Origin of the sequence: Kitasatospora sp. NPDC051853, from assembly GCF_044452665.1 — a bacterium.
Taxonomy (GTDB): domain Bacteria; phylum Actinomycetota; class Actinomycetes; order Streptomycetales; family Streptomycetaceae; genus Kitasatospora.
Genome location: NZ_JBITBY010000011.1, coordinates 225,641 through 241,409, shown reverse-complemented (window position 1 = coordinate 241,409; position 15,769 = coordinate 225,641). Strand labels below are relative to the sequence as shown.

General features: G+C 70.2%; 15 protein-coding genes. 8 read left to right on the top strand and 7 right to left on the bottom strand.

Annotated elements, in window-relative coordinates; all coding sequences use genetic code 11:
- Nucleotides 1–11 precede the first annotated feature (11 nt).
- Together ACIA8O_RS29905 and ACIA8O_RS29900 are read right to left on the bottom strand one after the other, a co-directional pair.
- On the bottom strand, nt 12–296 hold the full coding sequence (locus tag ACIA8O_RS29905) for a DUF3311 domain-containing protein (protein WP_396297086.1): 285 nt from the start codon (nt 294–296) through the stop codon (nt 12–14).
- Between the two features lie 174 nt (nt 297–470).
- Nucleotides 471–1,265, bottom strand: coding sequence for a GntR family transcriptional regulator (locus ACIA8O_RS29900; RefSeq protein WP_396297085.1), 795 nt, complete (start codon nt 1,263–1,265; stop codon nt 471–473).
- A gap of 335 nt (nt 1,266–1,600) precedes the next feature.
- Here ACIA8O_RS29900 and ACIA8O_RS29895 point away from each other — a divergent pair, with 335 nt between their 5' ends.
- The 7 genes from ACIA8O_RS29895 (at nt 1,601) to ACIA8O_RS29865 (ending at nt 11,003) form a co-directional block, all read left to right on the top strand.
- Nucleotides 1,601–2,890, top strand: coding sequence for an extracellular solute-binding protein (locus tag ACIA8O_RS29895; RefSeq protein ID WP_396297084.1), 1,290 nt, complete (start codon nt 1,601–1,603; stop codon nt 2,888–2,890).
- A 102-nt stretch (nt 2,891–2,992) separates the two neighbouring features.
- On the top strand, nt 2,993–3,988 hold the full coding sequence (locus ACIA8O_RS29890; protein WP_396297083.1) for a carbohydrate ABC transporter permease: 996 nt from the start codon (nt 2,993–2,995) through the stop codon (nt 3,986–3,988).
- The gene (locus ACIA8O_RS29885) at nt 3,988–4,827 is read left to right on the top strand and encodes a carbohydrate ABC transporter permease (RefSeq protein WP_396297082.1); all 840 of its coding nucleotides are present in this window, start codon (nt 3,988–3,990) and stop codon (nt 4,825–4,827) included. The genes ACIA8O_RS29890 and ACIA8O_RS29885 overlap by 1 nt, the downstream gene beginning before the upstream one ends.
- A gap of 4 nt (nt 4,828–4,831) precedes the next feature.
- A complete protein-coding gene (locus ACIA8O_RS29880) occupies nt 4,832–6,358 on the top strand; it encodes a glycoside hydrolase family 3 protein (RefSeq protein WP_396297081.1) in 1,527 nt (508 codons plus the stop codon).
- A gap of 289 nt (nt 6,359–6,647) precedes the next feature.
- The gene (locus tag ACIA8O_RS29875; protein WP_396297080.1) at nt 6,648–7,967 is read left to right on the top strand and encodes an extracellular solute-binding protein; all 1,320 of its coding nucleotides are present in this window, start codon (nt 6,648–6,650) and stop codon (nt 7,965–7,967) included.
- A gap of 159 nt (nt 7,968–8,126) precedes the next feature.
- Entirely contained in the window at nt 8,127–9,161 is a 1,035-nt protein-coding gene (locus tag ACIA8O_RS29870; protein WP_396297079.1) for an SIS domain-containing protein, read from the top strand.
- 321 nt (nt 9,162–9,482) lie between these two features.
- A complete protein-coding gene (locus ACIA8O_RS29865; RefSeq protein WP_396297078.1) occupies nt 9,483–11,003 on the top strand; it encodes a sensor histidine kinase in 1,521 nt (506 codons plus the stop codon).
- A 367-nt stretch (nt 11,004–11,370) separates the two neighbouring features.
- Here the strand turns inward: ACIA8O_RS29865 and ACIA8O_RS29860 are convergent, their stop codons facing one another.
- Entirely contained in the window at nt 11,371–11,622 is a 252-nt protein-coding gene (locus ACIA8O_RS29860) for a WhiB family transcriptional regulator (protein ID WP_014138019.1), read from the bottom strand.
- Nucleotides 11,623–11,971: 349 nt separating this feature from the next.
- Complete coding sequence (locus tag ACIA8O_RS29855) at nt 11,972–12,940, bottom strand: diacylglycerol/lipid kinase family protein (RefSeq protein ID WP_396297077.1); 969 nt, start codon at nt 12,938–12,940, stop codon at nt 11,972–11,974.
- A 51-nt stretch (nt 12,941–12,991) separates the two neighbouring features.
- Here ACIA8O_RS29855 and ACIA8O_RS29850 point away from each other — a divergent pair, with 51 nt between their 5' ends.
- Nucleotides 12,992–13,420 carry a hypothetical protein gene (locus tag ACIA8O_RS29850; protein ID WP_396297076.1) on the top strand — a complete coding sequence of 143 codons (429 nt, stop codon included), beginning with the start codon at nt 12,992–12,994 and terminating at the stop codon, nt 13,418–13,420.
- A 34-nt stretch (nt 13,421–13,454) separates the two neighbouring features.
- On the opposite strand, the gene ACIA8O_RS29845 is transcribed toward ACIA8O_RS29850, so the two are convergent.
- The 3 genes from ACIA8O_RS29845 to ACIA8O_RS29835 form a co-directional block, all read right to left on the bottom strand.
- On the bottom strand, nt 13,455–14,426 hold the full coding sequence (locus ACIA8O_RS29845) for an RNA polymerase sigma factor SigF (protein ID WP_396297196.1): 972 nt from the start codon (nt 14,424–14,426) through the stop codon (nt 13,455–13,457).
- A gap of 133 nt (nt 14,427–14,559) precedes the next feature.
- Nucleotides 14,560–14,973 carry an anti-sigma regulatory factor gene (locus ACIA8O_RS29840; RefSeq protein ID WP_345290023.1) on the bottom strand — a complete coding sequence of 138 codons (414 nt, stop codon included), beginning with the start codon at nt 14,971–14,973 and terminating at the stop codon, nt 14,560–14,562.
- A 256-nt stretch (nt 14,974–15,229) separates the two neighbouring features.
- Nucleotides 15,230–15,706, bottom strand: coding sequence for a GNAT family N-acetyltransferase (locus tag ACIA8O_RS29835; RefSeq protein WP_396297075.1), 477 nt, complete (start codon nt 15,704–15,706; stop codon nt 15,230–15,232).
- Nucleotides 15,707–15,769: the final 63 nt, after the last annotated feature.

The following is a 15,769-nucleotide window of genomic DNA, read 5'->3' as shown; positions in this document are numbered from 1 at the left end:
CCCGGTGTGGCTCACTCGGACACACCCTTCTCGAAGGAGGGCCCCGCGGCGGCCTTGCGGGCCTGCTCGTCACGGCGCAGCAGCAGGTAGGCCGCGACGGTGAAGACCGCCGAGAGCGGCACCCAGGCCAGCTGGTACCAGTAGAAGAACGGCATCCCGCCGAGTTCGGGGGTGGCCTTGGTGTACGAGGACACCCAGAGCATCGCGACGACGGGCAGCAGCAGGCAGATCCCGGCGATCACCCGCGCTGGGGTGACCACCGGGAGCTGCCGCGCCCCGGTGCTTTCTGACGACATGTAAGCGGCTCCTATGAGGGCTCACCTCATGCGCCGCAACGTACGGGTAACCGCACGCCCGCCGAGCAGCACCCGGGTGATCGACTGTCAGGCGCCATCTTGGGCCCTGGCGTGACGCGTGTCACCACCCCGGTGGGAACTTTTCGGATAGCGGACGGAACCGCTCCTACTCCGTCAGGAGGCCGGCCGCTGGAGCCGGGTGATGAACTTGTAGCGGTCGCCGCGGTAGATCGAGCGGACCCACTCGACCGGGGCGCCCTCGGCGTCGAAGGAGTGCCGGGAGAGCTGGAGCATCGGCAGTCCGAGGTCGGAGCCGAGCAGGCCGGCCTCGCGCGGGTCGGCCAGCGTGGTCTCGATGGTCTCCTCGGCCTCGGCGACGGTGACCCCGTAGACCTCGCGCAGCGCGGTGTAGAGGGAGTTGTGCTTGGCGAGGTTGCGCCGCAGGGCGGGGAAGCGCTTGGCGGAGAGGTGGGCCACCTCGATGGCCATCGGGTCGCCGTTGGCGAGGCGCAGGCGCTCGATCCGCAGCACCCGGCCGCCGGGCTTGATGTCCAGCAGCGGGGCCAGCCGGTCGTCGGCGCTGATGTAGCCGATCTCGATCAGGCGGGAGGTGGGCTCCAGGCCCTGGGCCCGCATGTCCTCGGTGTAGGAGGTGAGCTGGAGGGCCTGGGCGACCTTGGGCTTGGCCACGAAGGTGCCCTTGCCCTGGATGCGCTCCAGCCGGCCCTCGACCACCAGTTCCTGGAGGGCCTGGCGGACGGTGGTGCGGGAGGTGTCGAACTGGGCCGCCAGCGCGCGCTCCGGCGGGACCGGGGTGCCGGCCGGCTGGGTCTCGGTGAGCTGCAGCAGATGGCGCTTGAGTCCGTAGTACTTGGGGACGCGCGCGGTCGGGTCGGCCGCCGACTGCGTCGGCAGATTCTGGGCCTCGGGTTCGGTCACCTGGGCCGTGGTGCCCCCGTCGCTGCTCATTCGGCCGTATCTCCCGCTCCTGGCGGAGCCTTCCCAGGCCCCGCCTCCTCCGTTAACGGCACACATCGTTGCACGTATGGCCTGTCAACGGGGACCTCATCACACGATGAACGATGAGCGGTGTCGGCTTGATAACGGGTGGTCCGGTTTGCTCTGGCAGCCGTTGACACGCCCATTGGTCTAGGCCAAGCTCCAGACATCTGGTCTACACCACTGAGACCAACTCTGAATTCCCAACCCCGTCCCAAGGGTTCGCGACACCATTCCTGCCGAAATGCACGGGTATGTCGCCTGCCCCCGGTGGGGGCAACCCGGGCATCCCTCAGGAGGATGGCGTGAAGCGTCAGCTCATCGCGGCGGTCGGCGTCGCAGCAATGGTCGTCGGTCTCGCGGCTTGTGGTTCGGACTCCAAGCCCGCCGGTGGCGACAAGGCGGATGCCGCCCCCACCAGCCTCACCGTGTGGCTGACCGTCGACGCGCAGCAGAACTGGCCGGAGCTGGTCAAGGCGGCCGACGACGCGATCGTCGCGAAGTACCCCGGCATCAAGATCAACCACGAGTACTACGGCTGGAAGGACAAGAACACCAAGTTCGACTCCGTCCTCGCCACCGACTCGGTGCCGGACGTGGTCGAGATGGGCAACACCGAGATGCTGCCCTACATGATCAAGGGCGCGCTGGCCCCGCTGGACGTCGCGAAGTTCGAGAACAGCTCGGCCTGGCTCGACGGCCTCAAGGCCTCCGCCACCTACAACGGCAAGACCTACGGCGTCCCGTACTACGCCGGTGCCCGCGTGGCCACCTGGCGCAAGGACCTCGCCGCCGAGGTCGGCGTGACCGCCACCCCGACCACCTACGCCGAGCTGACCGCCGCGCTGGACAAGATCCAGGCCAAGCAGGGCGACAAGTTCTCCGCCTGGTACCAGCCGTCCCGCGACTGGTACGCCGCGATGTCCTTCGTGGCCGACGCCGGCGGCGCCATCGCCAAGCAGGACGGCGACAAGTGGAAGGCCTCGCTCTCCTCCCCGGAGGCGATCAAGGGCCTGACCGCGTGGAAGGACGCCGTCGGCAAGTACATGAAGGGCGACCTGACCAAGGACGACGCGGACCGCTACATCGTCTACGGCCTGGGCCAGTCCAACATGATCTACGGCGCTGCCTGGGAGGGCCCGTCCGCGGCCGACCCGAAGTTCGACAAGACCGGCGGCAAGCTGAAGGACAACCTGGCCTCCTTCGTCTTCCCCGGCCCGTCCGGCAAGAACCTCTCCACCTTCCTGGGTGGTTCCGACCTCGCCGTCCCGGTGAAGTCGAAGGCCAAGACCGCCGCCTCCGAGTGGATCAACGCCTTCACCAACAGCAAGGCGCAGGAGGCCCTGATCAAGGCCGGCAACCTGCCGAACAACAAGACCCAGCTGGCCCCGCTCAAGGCCGACCCGAAGACCGCGGCCACCGCCACCGCGGCCGAGATCAGCTGGTTCGTCCCGACCGCGCCGGGCTGGCTGCAGGTCGAGAAGGCGAACATCCTGCAGAACGCCCTGCAGGACATCGCCCAGGGCAAGAAGACGGTCGAGGCCGCCGCCAAGGACGCCGACACCGCGATCGACGCCGTCATCAACAAGGCCTGATCACCCGTCAGCCCGCCGGCCCCCTCAGCATCCGAGGGGGCCGGCGGGCCACGGTCGTGAGGCCCCCATCTCCAAGCAAGACCAGGCGTAGTTGAGGAGCACGTGATGAGTGCCGACACATCCACCGCGAAGGTGCCGCCGAAGCGGCCCTCATCATCTGCGGGCGCCCCCGCCACCGGCAGAGCCGCCAAGCCGGCCCGCGGCGGCCGGATGGGCACCGCGGCGGCCCCGTGGCTGCTGCTGGCGCCGACCATGGTCGTGCTGGCCGTGGTGCTCGGCTACCCCCTGGTCCGGCTCGTCACGCTGTCGTTCCAGAACTTCGGGCAGTCGCAGCTCTGGGGCTTCCTCCCCACCGAGTGGGTCGGCTTCCAGAACTTCACCACCGTGCTCGGCGACTCGATGTTCTGGGACGTCGTGGTCCGCACGATCATCTTCACGGTCGGCGCGGTGGTCACCACCATGGTCGTCGGCATGCTGATCGCGATGCTGCTGGTCCGGGTCTCCGGCTGGGTGAAGACGCTGATCAACATCGCCCTGGTGGCGAGCTGGGCGATGCCCATCGTGGTCGCCGTCACCGTCTTCAAGTGGATGTTCGACAGCGACTACGGCGTCGTCAACTGGCTGCTCACCAAGATCGGCCTGGACTTCGAGAAGCACAACTGGTTCATCGACTCCACCCAGGGCTTCACCATCATCATGGCCCTGGTGGTCTGGGGCGCCGTCCCGTTCGTGGCGATCACCCTGCACGCCGGCCTCACCCAGGTCCCGAAGGAGCTGGAGGAGGCGGCCCGGATGGACGGCGCCGGTGCCTTCAAGGTCTTCCGGTACGTCACCATCCCGGTGCTCAAGCCCATCATCGTCATGCTGGCCACCCTCTCCGTGATCTGGGACATGGGCGTCTTCGCGCAGGTCTTCCTGATGCGCGGCGGACACCCCGAGCCCGAGTACCAGCTGCTCACCACCTACTCCTACGACAAGGCGTTCGTGGTCAACGACTACTCGATGGGCTCGGCCATCGCCCTGCTGACCGTTCTGCTGCTGCTCGGCGTGATCGCCGTCTACATGCGCCAGATGCTGAAGATTGGAGAGGTGGAGTGATGACGACCGCCAAGGAGAAGGCCCCGAAGGGCCGCCCGCTCTACAACCTGCTCGGCGTCATCACCGCCGTGGTCATGGGCTTCCCGGTCTACTGGATGGTCAACACGGCGCTCAAGCCGTCCAAGGACGCCATCTCCACCGACCCGAAGTTCCTGCCGTTCCCGCTCTCGCTGGAGAACTTCAGCCGGGCGCTGGAGGTCTCCGACTTCTGGGGCCCGGTGACCCGCTCGCTGATCATCGCCGGCTCCACCGTGGCCATCGGCCTGGTGGTCGGCCTGCTCGCCGCGCTCGCCATCTCCCGGTTCGCCTTCCGCGGCCGCAAGGTGGTCATCGTCGGCATCCTGACGGTCCAGATGGTCCCGCTGGTCGCGATGATCATCCCGGTCTTCCTGCTGCTGAACGACCTGGGCCAGTACAACAAGCTCACCGGCATCATCCTGACCTACCTCACCTTCGTGCTCCCCTTCACGGTGTGGACGCTCCGCGGCTTCATCGTGAACATCCCGAAGGAGCTGGAGGAGTCGGCCATGGTGGACGGCTGCACCCGCACCGGCGCGTTCGTCCGGGTGGTCTTCCCGCTGCTCGCCCCCGGCATGGTGGCCACCGCGATCTACGGCTTCATCCAGGCCTGGAACGAGTACCTCTACGCGCTCCAGCTGCTCAGCCAGACCAACACCACCGCCACGGTGTGGCTCGGCAACTTCACCACCACCCGCGGCACCGAGTACGCCCCGATGATGGCCGGCTCGACGATGATGGCCATCCCCGTGGTGATCTTCTTCCTCCTGGTGCAGCGCCGGATCGCCTCCGGCCTCACCGCCGGCGCCGTGAAGGGCTGAGCCGATGAGCATCCTGACCCCCGCCGTGACCGGCAGCGACCAGCTCCACCGGGACGCCCTGACGGTCCTCCAGCCCGGCTTCGTGGGCACCGCCACCCCGCCGGACTGGGTGCGCCGGCACCTGGCCGACGGGCTCGGCTCGGTCGCCCTGTTCGGCCGCAACGTGATCGACCTCCAGCAGCTGGCCGCGCTCACCGCCCAGCTGCGTGCGGAGAACCCGGACCTGCTCATCGCCATCGACGAGGAGGGCGGCGACGTCACCCGGATCGAGGCCCCGTCCGGCTCCTCCTGGCCGGGCAACCTCGCGCTCGGCGCGATCGACGACACGGCCCTCACCGAGAGCGTCGCCCGCGAGCTGGCCCGGGCCCTGGTGGCCTGCGGCGTCAACCACAACTGGGCGCCCTCGGCCGACGTCAACTCCGACCCGCGCAACCCGGTGATCGGCGTCCGCTCCTTCGGTGACGACCCCGAGCTCTGCGCCCGCCACACGGCGGCCTGGGTCACCGGTCTGCAGTCGGCCGGCGTGGCCGCCTGCGCCAAGCACTTCCCCGGCCACGGGGACACCGCGATCGACTCGCACCTGGGCCTCCCGGTGGTCGACGTCGACGTGGACCTGCTGCGCTCCCGCGACCTGCCGCCCTTCCTGGCCGCGATCGAGGCCGGTGCCAAGTCCGTGATGACCGCTCACATCATGGTCCCCGCACTGGATCCCGCCCTGCCCGCCACGCTCAGCCCGGCGGTCCTCACCGACCTGCTCCGCGGCCAGCTCGGCTACCAGGGCCTGATCGTGACCGACGGGATCGAGATGGGCGCCATCTCGGACACCTACGGGATGGGCAACGGCACGGTCCGGGCGCTCGCGGCCGGCGCCGACGCGATCTGCGTCGGCGGCGGCCACGACGACGAGGAGACGGTGCTGCACCTGCGGGACGCCATCGTCGAGGGCGTGCGCTCCGGCGAGCTGGCCGAGGAGCGGCTGGCCGACGCGGCCCAGCGGGTCCGTACGCTCGGCTCCTGGGCCCGGATCGAGTCCCAGGCCGGTCAGTCCGACCCGGAGCTGGCGATCGGCCTGCGGGCCGCCCGGCGGGCCCTGCGGGTGGTCCGCGCCCCGGGCCGCCCGTTCACCCCGGTGACCGAGCGCCCGTTCGTCGCCTCGCTCTCCGCCGAGCCCAACTTCGCGGTCGGCTACGAGACCCCGTGGGGCGTCTCGGCCATGCTGGCCGACCGCTTCCCGGGCACCTCGACCGCTGCGGTCGGCCCCGAGGACGCCACCCCGGAGGCGCTGGCGGCCACCGCCGGCCGCCTGCTGGCCGGCGCCGAGGGCCGCAGCCTGGTCCTGGTGGTCCGCGACGAGCACCGCTACCCGTGGATGACGGAGCTGCTCTCGCGGCTCCTGACGGCCCGTCCGGACGCCGCGGTGGTCGAGATGGGCGTGCCTCAGGCCAAGCCCGCCGGAGCCCTGTACGTGGCCACCCACGGCGCCGCCCGGGTCTGCGGGCTGGCGGCCGTCGAGGTGCTCACCGGCCAGTGAGCCGAATGCAATTGACATAACGTCAACAAAAAGCCCCCGGAGGAATTCCTCCGGGGGCTTTTTCCGTGTCCGCGACAAGAATTCTGACGGGTACTCAGGCTGCCTTAACGGAGCATTAAGGGAACCCTATGTGCCCGATCGGCAACACATCGCACACGACTCACAACAGGTCTGCAACGTCCGCCACTTGGACACCCGGAATCCGTTGACACCAGCTTTGGTCTAGGCCAGTCTCCAGCAATCCGGTCTAAACCACAGCTTGGGCCGGGATCGAAACCAGGAGGATGGCGTGAACCGTCGGCTCATGGCGGCGTTCGGCGTCGCAGCACTGCTCGCAAGTACCGCGGCCTGCGGAAGTGACGGTGGGTCGGGCGCCAAGAGCGGCGGTCCGAGCAGCGCGGACCCGAAGTCGATGACCGGCAGCGTCACCATCTGGCTGATGAACGAGGCCCAGCAGAACTGGCCCGAGCTGGTCCAGCAGGTCAACGACGAGTTCGCGGCGAAGTACCCGAAGATCGACCTCCGGCTCAGCTACCAGGGCTGGGCCGACAAGATCACCAAGTTGGACGCCGCGCTGGCCGGCCAGGCGGACGCTCCGGACGTGGTCGAACTCGGCAACACCGAGACCATGAAGTACATCCTGAACAATTCCCTGGCCCCGGTGGACAAGGCGAGCTACGACAACTCCGACACCTGGATCAAGGGCCTGGTCAAGACCTGCGAGTACCAGGACAAGCTCTACTGCGTGCCGTACTACGCGGGCGCCCGGGTCGGCATCTACAACACCGCGATGTTCCAGGAGGCCACCGGCAGCGCCGAGTTCCCGGCCACCGAGGACGAGCTGCGGGCCGCGCTCGACAAGGTGGCGGCCAAGCGCAAGGGCGACAAGGCCTTCTCCGCGCTCTACCTGCCCGGCCCGTACTGGTACGCCGCGATGTCCTACGTCGAGGCGTACGGCGGCACCATCGCCCGCTTCGACTCCACCGGCAAGTGGCACGGCTCGCTGCACGACGCCAAGTCCCAGCAGGGCGTCCAGCACTTCGTCGACCTGGTGAAGAAGTACAACAACGGCGACCTGACGGTCAACGAGCTCAACCAGTCCGGCGTGCTCGGCAAGCAGAAGACCGCGATGCTCTACGGCAACGGCTGGGAGATCGGCACCGCCACCGCCCCGGTCGGCGGCAACCCGGGGCTCAAGGACGTGCTGAAGGTGGTCGGCATGCCCGGCCCCAACGGCAAGCCGCTGCCCTCCTTCATCGGCGGCTCCGACCTGGCGGTCACCGCCAAGTCGCAGAACCAGGACGCGGCCAAGGACTGGATCCGGATGTTCACCAGCGCCAAGTCGCAGCAGGTGCTGGTCGACAAGGACACCCTGCCGAACAACCTGACCCAGCTCGCCCCGCTGAAGTCCAAGCCCGCCACGGCGGCGGCGGCCAACGCGGTGCCGAACGCCTGGTTCACCCCGCTGGCCCCCGGCTGGGGCGCGATCGAGAAGCAGAACGTGCTGGTGACCATGCTCACCGACATCCTGAAGGGCGGTAAGTCGGTCGACCAGGCCACCCAGGAGGCCGACGCCAAGATCGACCAGCTGATCAACCAGCCGTCCTGACGCCACCCCGTCCCGACGCCACCCCGCCCTGACGCGCCGTCGGAGGCCGCCGTCCGCGCTCCACCGGACGGCGGCCTCCTGCGTGCCGGGGCGGCCGGTGCTCCGTAGGCTCACCAGCGGGGATTCCGAGGGGGCCGACCGAGCCGGAGGCAGCGTCAGATGTCCGTCGCCGAAGGGCCCGGCCGCATCATGGCGGCGGAGACGGCCGAGCAGCCCGCCGTGCTCCGCCGGATCCTCGACGAGGGCGCGCCGGGGATCGCCGCGATCGCGGCCGAGGTGGCGGCCCGCCGTCCGCGGTTCGTGCTGCTGGCCGCGCGCGGCACCTCGGACAACGCCGCGCTGTACGCCAAGTACCTGGTGGAGATCCTGCTCGGCAGGCCGGCCGGGCTCAGCTCGATGTCCACCGTCACCGCCTACGGGGCGCGGCCGGACCTCACCGACGTGCTGGTGGTGACGGTCAGCCGCTCCGGCGGCTCGCCGGACCTGGTGGCCTCCACCAACGCGGCCCGGGAGGCCGGGGCCGTCACCCTGGCCGTCACCAACAACGCGGGCTCGCGGCTGGCCGAGGTCTCCGAGTTTCACGTGGACGTGCTGGCCGGGCCGGAGCGGGCGCTGCCGGCCACCAAGACCTACACCGCCGAACTGCTGACGCTCTACCTGCTGGTGCAGGGCCTGCGCGGCGAGGGCGGGGAGGCCGCCCGGGTGCTGCCGGACCTGGCCGAGCAGGTGCTCGGGCGGCGGGACGAGGTGCGGGCGCTGGCCGAGCGCTACCGCTTCGCCCAGCGGCTGGTGCTCACCTCGCGCGGCTACGGCTACCCGACCGCCCGGGAGGCCGCGCTCAAGCTGATGGAGACCAGCTACATCCCGGCCTCGGCGTTCTCCGGCGCGGACCTGCTGCACGGGCCGCTGGCGATGGTGGACAACGTCTCGCCGGTGATCGCGGTGGTGCCGGACGGCAAGGGCGGCGAGGCGCTCCGGCCGGTGCTGGACCGGCTGCGGGGGAGGGGCGCGGACCTGGTGGTGTTCGGCACCGCGGAGCAGGTGGCGGCCGCCTCGGCGGGGTTCGTGCTGCCGTCCGGCGTGCCGGAGGAGCTGCAGCCGGTGCTGGAGGTCCTGCCGCTGCAGCAGCTGGCCCACGAGGTGGCGGTCGCCCGCGGGCAGGACCCGGACGAGCCGCGGGCGCTGGCCAAGTGACGGGGCGTCGTCCCCGGACGGCGCAGTGCCCCCGGAAAGCACTACGGGCCACGGCGCCGACACAGGACCCTCAACCTGTGCGGCACCGCAGCCCGGAGCTGTCGTCGGTCGCTCCTGCGGGCCGGCAACTGTGCGGGGCCGCCGGTCCGGAGCGTCCGACCGAGGAGGCACCGCGCGCGGTCAGGGCAGTTGCGCGGGGGGTGTCTCCTTGGTGCTTCTCCATTGTGGACTAGACCAATCCTGGTTGTCCAGAGAGCTCCCGGGATCGGTGGTGATCGCTCCGGGAGGCCCCCGCGGGGCCGCTCCGGATACGCTCGCCCTGTGCCCTCGCTGAACGAACTCGTCCGCCGCCACACCACCCTGACGGGTGCCGACGTGGAGTGGCTGCACATGCTGGTCTCGGAGTGGCAGCTGCTCTCCGACCTCTCCTTCGCCGATCTGGTGCTCTGGATCCCCACCTGGGACGGCATCCGGTACGTCTCGGTGGCCCAGATGCGGCCCAACACGGGCCCCACCTCGTACCAGGACGACATGGTCGGCCACCTGGTGCCCCGGGGCCGCCGGCCACTGCTGGACGCCGCCTACGACGAGGGCCGGATCGTCCGCGAGGGAGATCCGGAGTGGCGCGAGGAGGTGCCCGTCCGGGTGGAGTCCATCCCGGTCCGCCGAGAGGGCCGGGTGCTCGGGGTGATCGCCCGCAACACCAACCTGCTGACGGTGCGCACGCCCAGCCGGCTGGAGCTCACCTACCTGCAGTCCGCCTCCGACCTGGCCCAGATGATCGCGGCCGGCAGCTTCCCCTACCCGGGCGTCGAGCAGGCCGACATGGACGCCGCCCCCCGGGTCGGCGACGGCCTGATCCGGCTGGACGCCGACGGCATCGTCACCTACGCCAGCCCCAACGCCCTCTCCGCCTACCACCGCCTGGGCCTCACCACCGACCTGGTGGGCAGTCATCTGGGCCGCGCCACCGCCGAGTTGGTGCCGCCCTCGCGCGGCGCGGTGCACGAGGCCCTGGTCAAGCTGGCCAGCGGCTGGGCCCCGCGGCAGACCGAGGTCGAGGCCCAGGGCGGCGTGGTCACCCTGCGGGCCATCCCGCTCAAGCCCAAGGGCACCCTCACCGGCTCGCTGGTGCTCTGCCGGGACGTCACCGAACTCCGGCGCCGTGACCGGGAGTTGATGACCAAGGACGCGACCATCCGGGAGATCCACCACCGGGTGAAGAACAACCTCCAGACGGTGGCGGCGCTGCTGCGGCTGCAGGCCCGGCGGATGGACTCCGAGTCCGGGCGGGCCGCACTGGACGAGGCGGTGCGGCGGGTCGGCTCGATCGCCATCGTGCACGAGACGCTCTCCCAGGCGCTGGACGAGGCGGTGGCCTTCGACGAGATCGCCGACCGGGTGCTGGCCATGGTGATGGAGCTCTCCCAGGACGGCCGGGTGGCCACCCGGCGAACCGGCTCGTTCGGGATCCTCTCGGCGGAGGTGGCCACGCCGCTGGCGATGGTGCTCACCGAACTGCTGCAGAACGCGCTGGAGCACGCCTTCGGGCCGAGCGCCGGGGGCAACCTGGAGGTCAGCGCGCTCCGCGGGCGGGCACCGGCCACCGGGAAGGGGTGGTCGGACAGTTGGAACACCGGGGCCCGGCCGGAGGAGTACCTGCTGATCACCGTGCAGGACGACGGCACCGGCATGCCGGAGGGCTTCGACCCGCAGAGCTCGGGGAACCTCGGGCTGCAGATCGTCCGGACCCTGGCCACCAACGAGCTGGGCGGCACCTTCGACATGGTGGCGGCGCCGGACGGGGGGACGAAGGTGATCCTGGAGATCCCGGTTCGCTGAGTCGTCGCACGTGCAACTGGGCGCGGGCGAGCGGCTGCGGGTCCGTGTCTTCCGACTCGCGCAGTTCCTCGCGCCCCTGGGCGCGCGAACCTGCGGTCGGCCGAAAAGAAACGAGGCCCTGTCGACCGGGGGGGTGGGTCGACAGGGCCTCTCAACCCGTTCCGGCCGTCGGGGGGAGTCGGCCGGAACGGGGGCTCTGTGGTGTCGCGCGGCACTCGCTCGACGTGTTGCACACGGTGAGCGCCACAGCTCCACGGTATTGCTCTAAGTGAACAGTATCAAGTACCCGCGGTGCGGAAGGCCCGGCGCGCCGTACGGCACGGCCTGACCCTTGATCGTGGATTGATCAGGCGGGGCTGACGGTCACTCAGGCGGTGCGGGCGCGGTTGCGGGCGGCGCGGCGCTTCATCGCACGACGCTCGTCCTCGCTCATGCCGCCCCAGACGCCGGCGTCCTGGCCGGTCTCGAGCGCCCACTGGAGGCACTGCTCCATGACGGGGCAACGGCGGCACACGGCCTTGGCTTCCTCGATCTGCAGCAGAGCAGGGCCGGTGTTCCCGATCGGGAAGAACAGCTCCGGGTCCTCTTCGCGACAGACAGCGCGGTGGCGCCAGTCCATGTTCGTCCAACTCCTCCGGTCGGCAGGCTGTGGCCCGCGCGACGCAATCGTGGTGGCTTGTGAATGTGAACGCTTTCACGAATCCCGCAACAGCAAAAGGGACCAAAGGCCCGCTGGGCCTGGGAGGTCTGTGCTGGAGGGGGTTCGGGCTATCAAGGGAGCTCGTCGCGGTATGTCCCGCTGCGACGTGTCCCGATCGCCATGTAGAGGTTCGCAAACCTCGGGCTCGGATACAACCCCCTTCGGCTGGAAATTTTTGATTCTTCGGTGTCGCCTAGCTCACAGCCCGTACTTCTATGGGGTGAAGGGGGCTTGTGCGTTCGAGAAGAAGGGCAACGGGCCCTTCTGGTCACACAATCACACGCAGTGCCCGCCGAACGCCTGTGAAACTGACGCGACTCCTGTCTCCAAGGTGGTCCCCGTCGACCTGAAACGGGGCCGGTTCCTGTGAAACCAAGGTGAAGTGCCGGACGTCGTGGTAGGAGACGAGGTGCTTGCCCGTAGGGCCGGACGGCCCTGTGCGGCCTTCCGAAGCCGTGTGCGAACGCAGAATCTGACGCACCGTTCGAGCCGTGCCGAACGCGGTCATTCGAGTGATGCCGAAGATGTCCAGGTCGGTGTCGAAGGAGGCGGAGGGGGAGGGGAAGACCGGACGGCTGCCCAGGAAGGTCCAGGGCGAGGTGTTGCTGACTATGGCCAGGACGAGGCCCGGGACGGGGTCCTGGCCGTTGATTTCCAGGCTGATGGGGCCGTTGCGGCGATGATCACGCTCGGTGACGAAATGCCGGAGCGCCTGGCTCACGTAGAGCGCGTGGGTGGACTTCTTCCCGGCCCGCCGCTGTGCCTCCACCCGGCCCACCACGCCGGCGTCGAAACCGAGGCCCGCGGTGAAGGTGAACCAGCGGTCGGGGCAGCCCTCGCTCATCGCCTTGCCCAGGCTGACCGCCCGCTCGCGGCGGTGCTCCAGGGCGTCCAGCAGCGCGCCGGTGGCCTCCACCGGGTCGTTGGGCAGGCCGAGGGTGCGGGCGAAGACGTTGGTCGAGCCGCCGGGGACCACGGCCAGCCGGGGCACCCGTTCGGAGGGGCCGTGCGCGAGCAGCCCGTTGACGACCTCGTTGACCGTGCCGTCGCCGCCCAGCGCGACCACCAGGTCGAAGCCGCGCTCGGCGGCCCCCGCGGCCAGGTCGTGGGCGTGGCCCCGGTACTCCGTGTGGGCCACCTCCAGCCGGAGGTCGCTGCGCAGGGCGTGGATCAGCACGTCGCGGGTGCGTCCACTGGTGGTGGTCGCCTTCGGGTTCACGACCAGGAGAGCGCGCATGGCGCTCAGCCTACGGGTCGGGGTGCGAACCGCTGCGGCTACCCTGCTGGAGTGACCACCGATTCCATGACCACCGGACCCGCCCGGCCCACCCCGCTCGTCGTCGGCGCCGCGATCACCGCGCTGGAGGGTGCGGCGCTGGCCGGCTGGGGCGTCTACGACGTGATCGCCGGGTTCTTCTGGGACTCCCCGGCGCTGGGCCGCAGCGAGTTCGGCGGGGTGATCCTGCTGCTGCTCGGCCTCCAGCCGCTGCTGGCCGGGCGGGCGCTGCTGAAGCTGCGCCGCTGGGGCCGCACCCCGGCCGTGCTGACCAACTCGATCTGCCTGCCGGTGGCCTACTACATGTGGCAGAACGGCGGCGCGATGCAGGTGCTCGGGGTGGTGATCGGCCTGGTCGGGCTGGTCGGCATCGGCGCGCTGCTCAACCCGAAGGTGACGGCGGTGCTCTACGCGCAGCAGAGCACCGCCGAAGGTTCCTGAGCCTCAGGGCCTGAGGGCCAGGGCTGAGGGTCCGTCACTCCTCGACGAGGAGCTTCTCCCGGAGCTGGGCCAGCGTGCGGGCCAGCAGCCGGGAGACGTGCATCTGGGAGATGCCGACCTCGGCCGCGATCTGGGACTGCGTCATGTTCCGGAAGAACCGCAGCACCAGGATCTTCTGCTCCCGGGGCGGGAGTTGGGCCAGCAGCGGCTTGAGCGACTCGCGGTACTCGACCCCCTCCAGCGCCTCGTCGGTGGCGCCCAGGGTGTCGGCCACCGCGGGGGACTCGTCGTCGCTGTCCGGGACGTCGAGGGAGAGCGTGGAGTAGGCGTTGGCCGACTCCAGGCCCTCCAGCACGTCCTCCTCGGAGATGCCGAGGTGCTCGGCCAGCTCGTGCACCGTGGGGGAGCGGCCGTGCCGCTGGGAGAGCTCGCTGGTCGCCGTGGTGAGCGAGAGGCGGAGCTCCTGGAGGCGGCGCGGGACGCGGACCGCCCAGCCCTTGTCCCGGAAGTGCCGCTTGATCTCGCCGACGATGGTCGGGGTGGCGTAGGTGGAGAACTCCACGCCGCGCTCGTGGTCGAAGCGGTCCACCGACTTGATCAGGCCGATGGTGGCGACCTGGGTGAGGTCGTCCAGCGGCTCGCCGCGGTTGCGGAAGCGGCGGGCCAGGTGCTCGACCAGCGGGATGTGCATCCGGACCAGCTGGTTGCGCAGCTCGACCCGCTCGGGCGAACCCTCCGGCAGCTCCGCCAGCCGGACGAAGAGCGCCCGCGCGGCCTCGCGGTCCGGCGCGCCGGAGCGGTGCGCCTGGGCCGGGACGGCTCCGGCGACCGGCGGACGCACCGGAGGGGCGGGCTGCTGGTCGTTCGTCGGGTCTGTCGGCTGGGTCATCCGATGGTTGTCCTTCGGGTGCACGTCGGCGGGGTCGGATCGGGCAGGGGGCGGGGCGGCGGGGCTCGGCTGGGCCGGCAGGCTCAAGTCTGCGGTGGCGGCCGGGCCGGGGGCCATGCCTGTGCGGTCGAGATCACTCACGGCGGTCACCCGTTCCGTTCCGGAGCACTTCACTGAGGGTTCGTACCGCGCTGCGGTACGGGGGAGCCGTACGCGCGGCCGGGCCGCGCGTACGGCTTCGCGAGTGGACTCACACCGCGACCGGTGCTCCGCCGCGCTTCTTGTGCAGGCTGATGCTCACGGTGTTGTCCGCGCCGACCGTGGACTCCACCTCGCCGGCCAGTGCGGAGAGCACCGTCCAGGCGAAGGTGTCCCGTTCGGGGGCCCGGCCGTCGGTGGTCGGGGCCGCCACGGTGACCCGGAGCGAGTCACCGACCAGGCGGAACTCGCAGCTCAGCACGGAGCCCGGGACAGCCTGCTGGAGCAGGATGGCGCAGGCTTCGTCCACTGCGATCCGGAGGTCCTCGATCTCGTCGAGGGTGAAGTCCAAACGGGCCGCGAGACCGGCCGTCGCCGTTCGCAGCACCGAGAGGTACGCCCCCGCCGCGGGCAGCCGGACTTCGACGAAGTCCTTCACTCCGGGATCGCCGTCGATCTGGGACACCCTCACCTCCTGGGTGACGCGCGGTGCTTGCGGCCGGGAGGCCGCGGCACTTCCTGTTGCTCGGTTCAACTGCTCAGCCCCAACTGTGAAGAGGGGTGGTGCGGTACGTACCGGTCATACCCATACGGGAGAGGTCGGAACGCCGCGCATCCGCCCGAGACGTTACCGCGCCGGACCGACGCTTGTCGCGATCCAGGACGTGGGTCACGGGAACGGGCGAAGGAGTTCGAACTGCCGTGGCAGGCACGGAGGTCCGCTACTCGGCGCCGAGGGCGGCCAGCGCCTCGCCGGTGAGCCGGTGCACGGTCCACTCGTCCATGCCCACCGCACCCAGCGACGTGTAGAAGCCGATGGCGGGTTCGTTCCAGTCCAGCACGGTCCACTCCAGGCGCGAGTACCCGTTGCGGACGCAGATCCGGGCCAGCTCGGTGAGCAGGGCCTTGCCGTGGCCGCCGCCGCGTGCGGTCGGGCGGACGTACAGGTCCTCCAGGTAGACCCCGTGGGTACCGCGCCAGGTGGAGAAGTTCCGGAACCAGAGCGCGAAGCCGACCGCCTCGCCGCCGCCGTCCTCCTCGGCGATCAGGCCGAAGACGGCCGGGTTCGCGCCGAACAGCGACTCGCGCAGCTGCTCCTCGGTGGCCACGGCCTCGTCGGGGGCCTTCTCGTACTCCGCGAGCTCGCGGATCAGGTCGAGGATCAGGGGGACGTCGGACGGCGTTGCTTCGCGGATCATACGGCGAGCCTACTCGGGAGACCGGGGATCGCGGCTGTGGGTTTCCGGCGGGTGGTCCGCCGG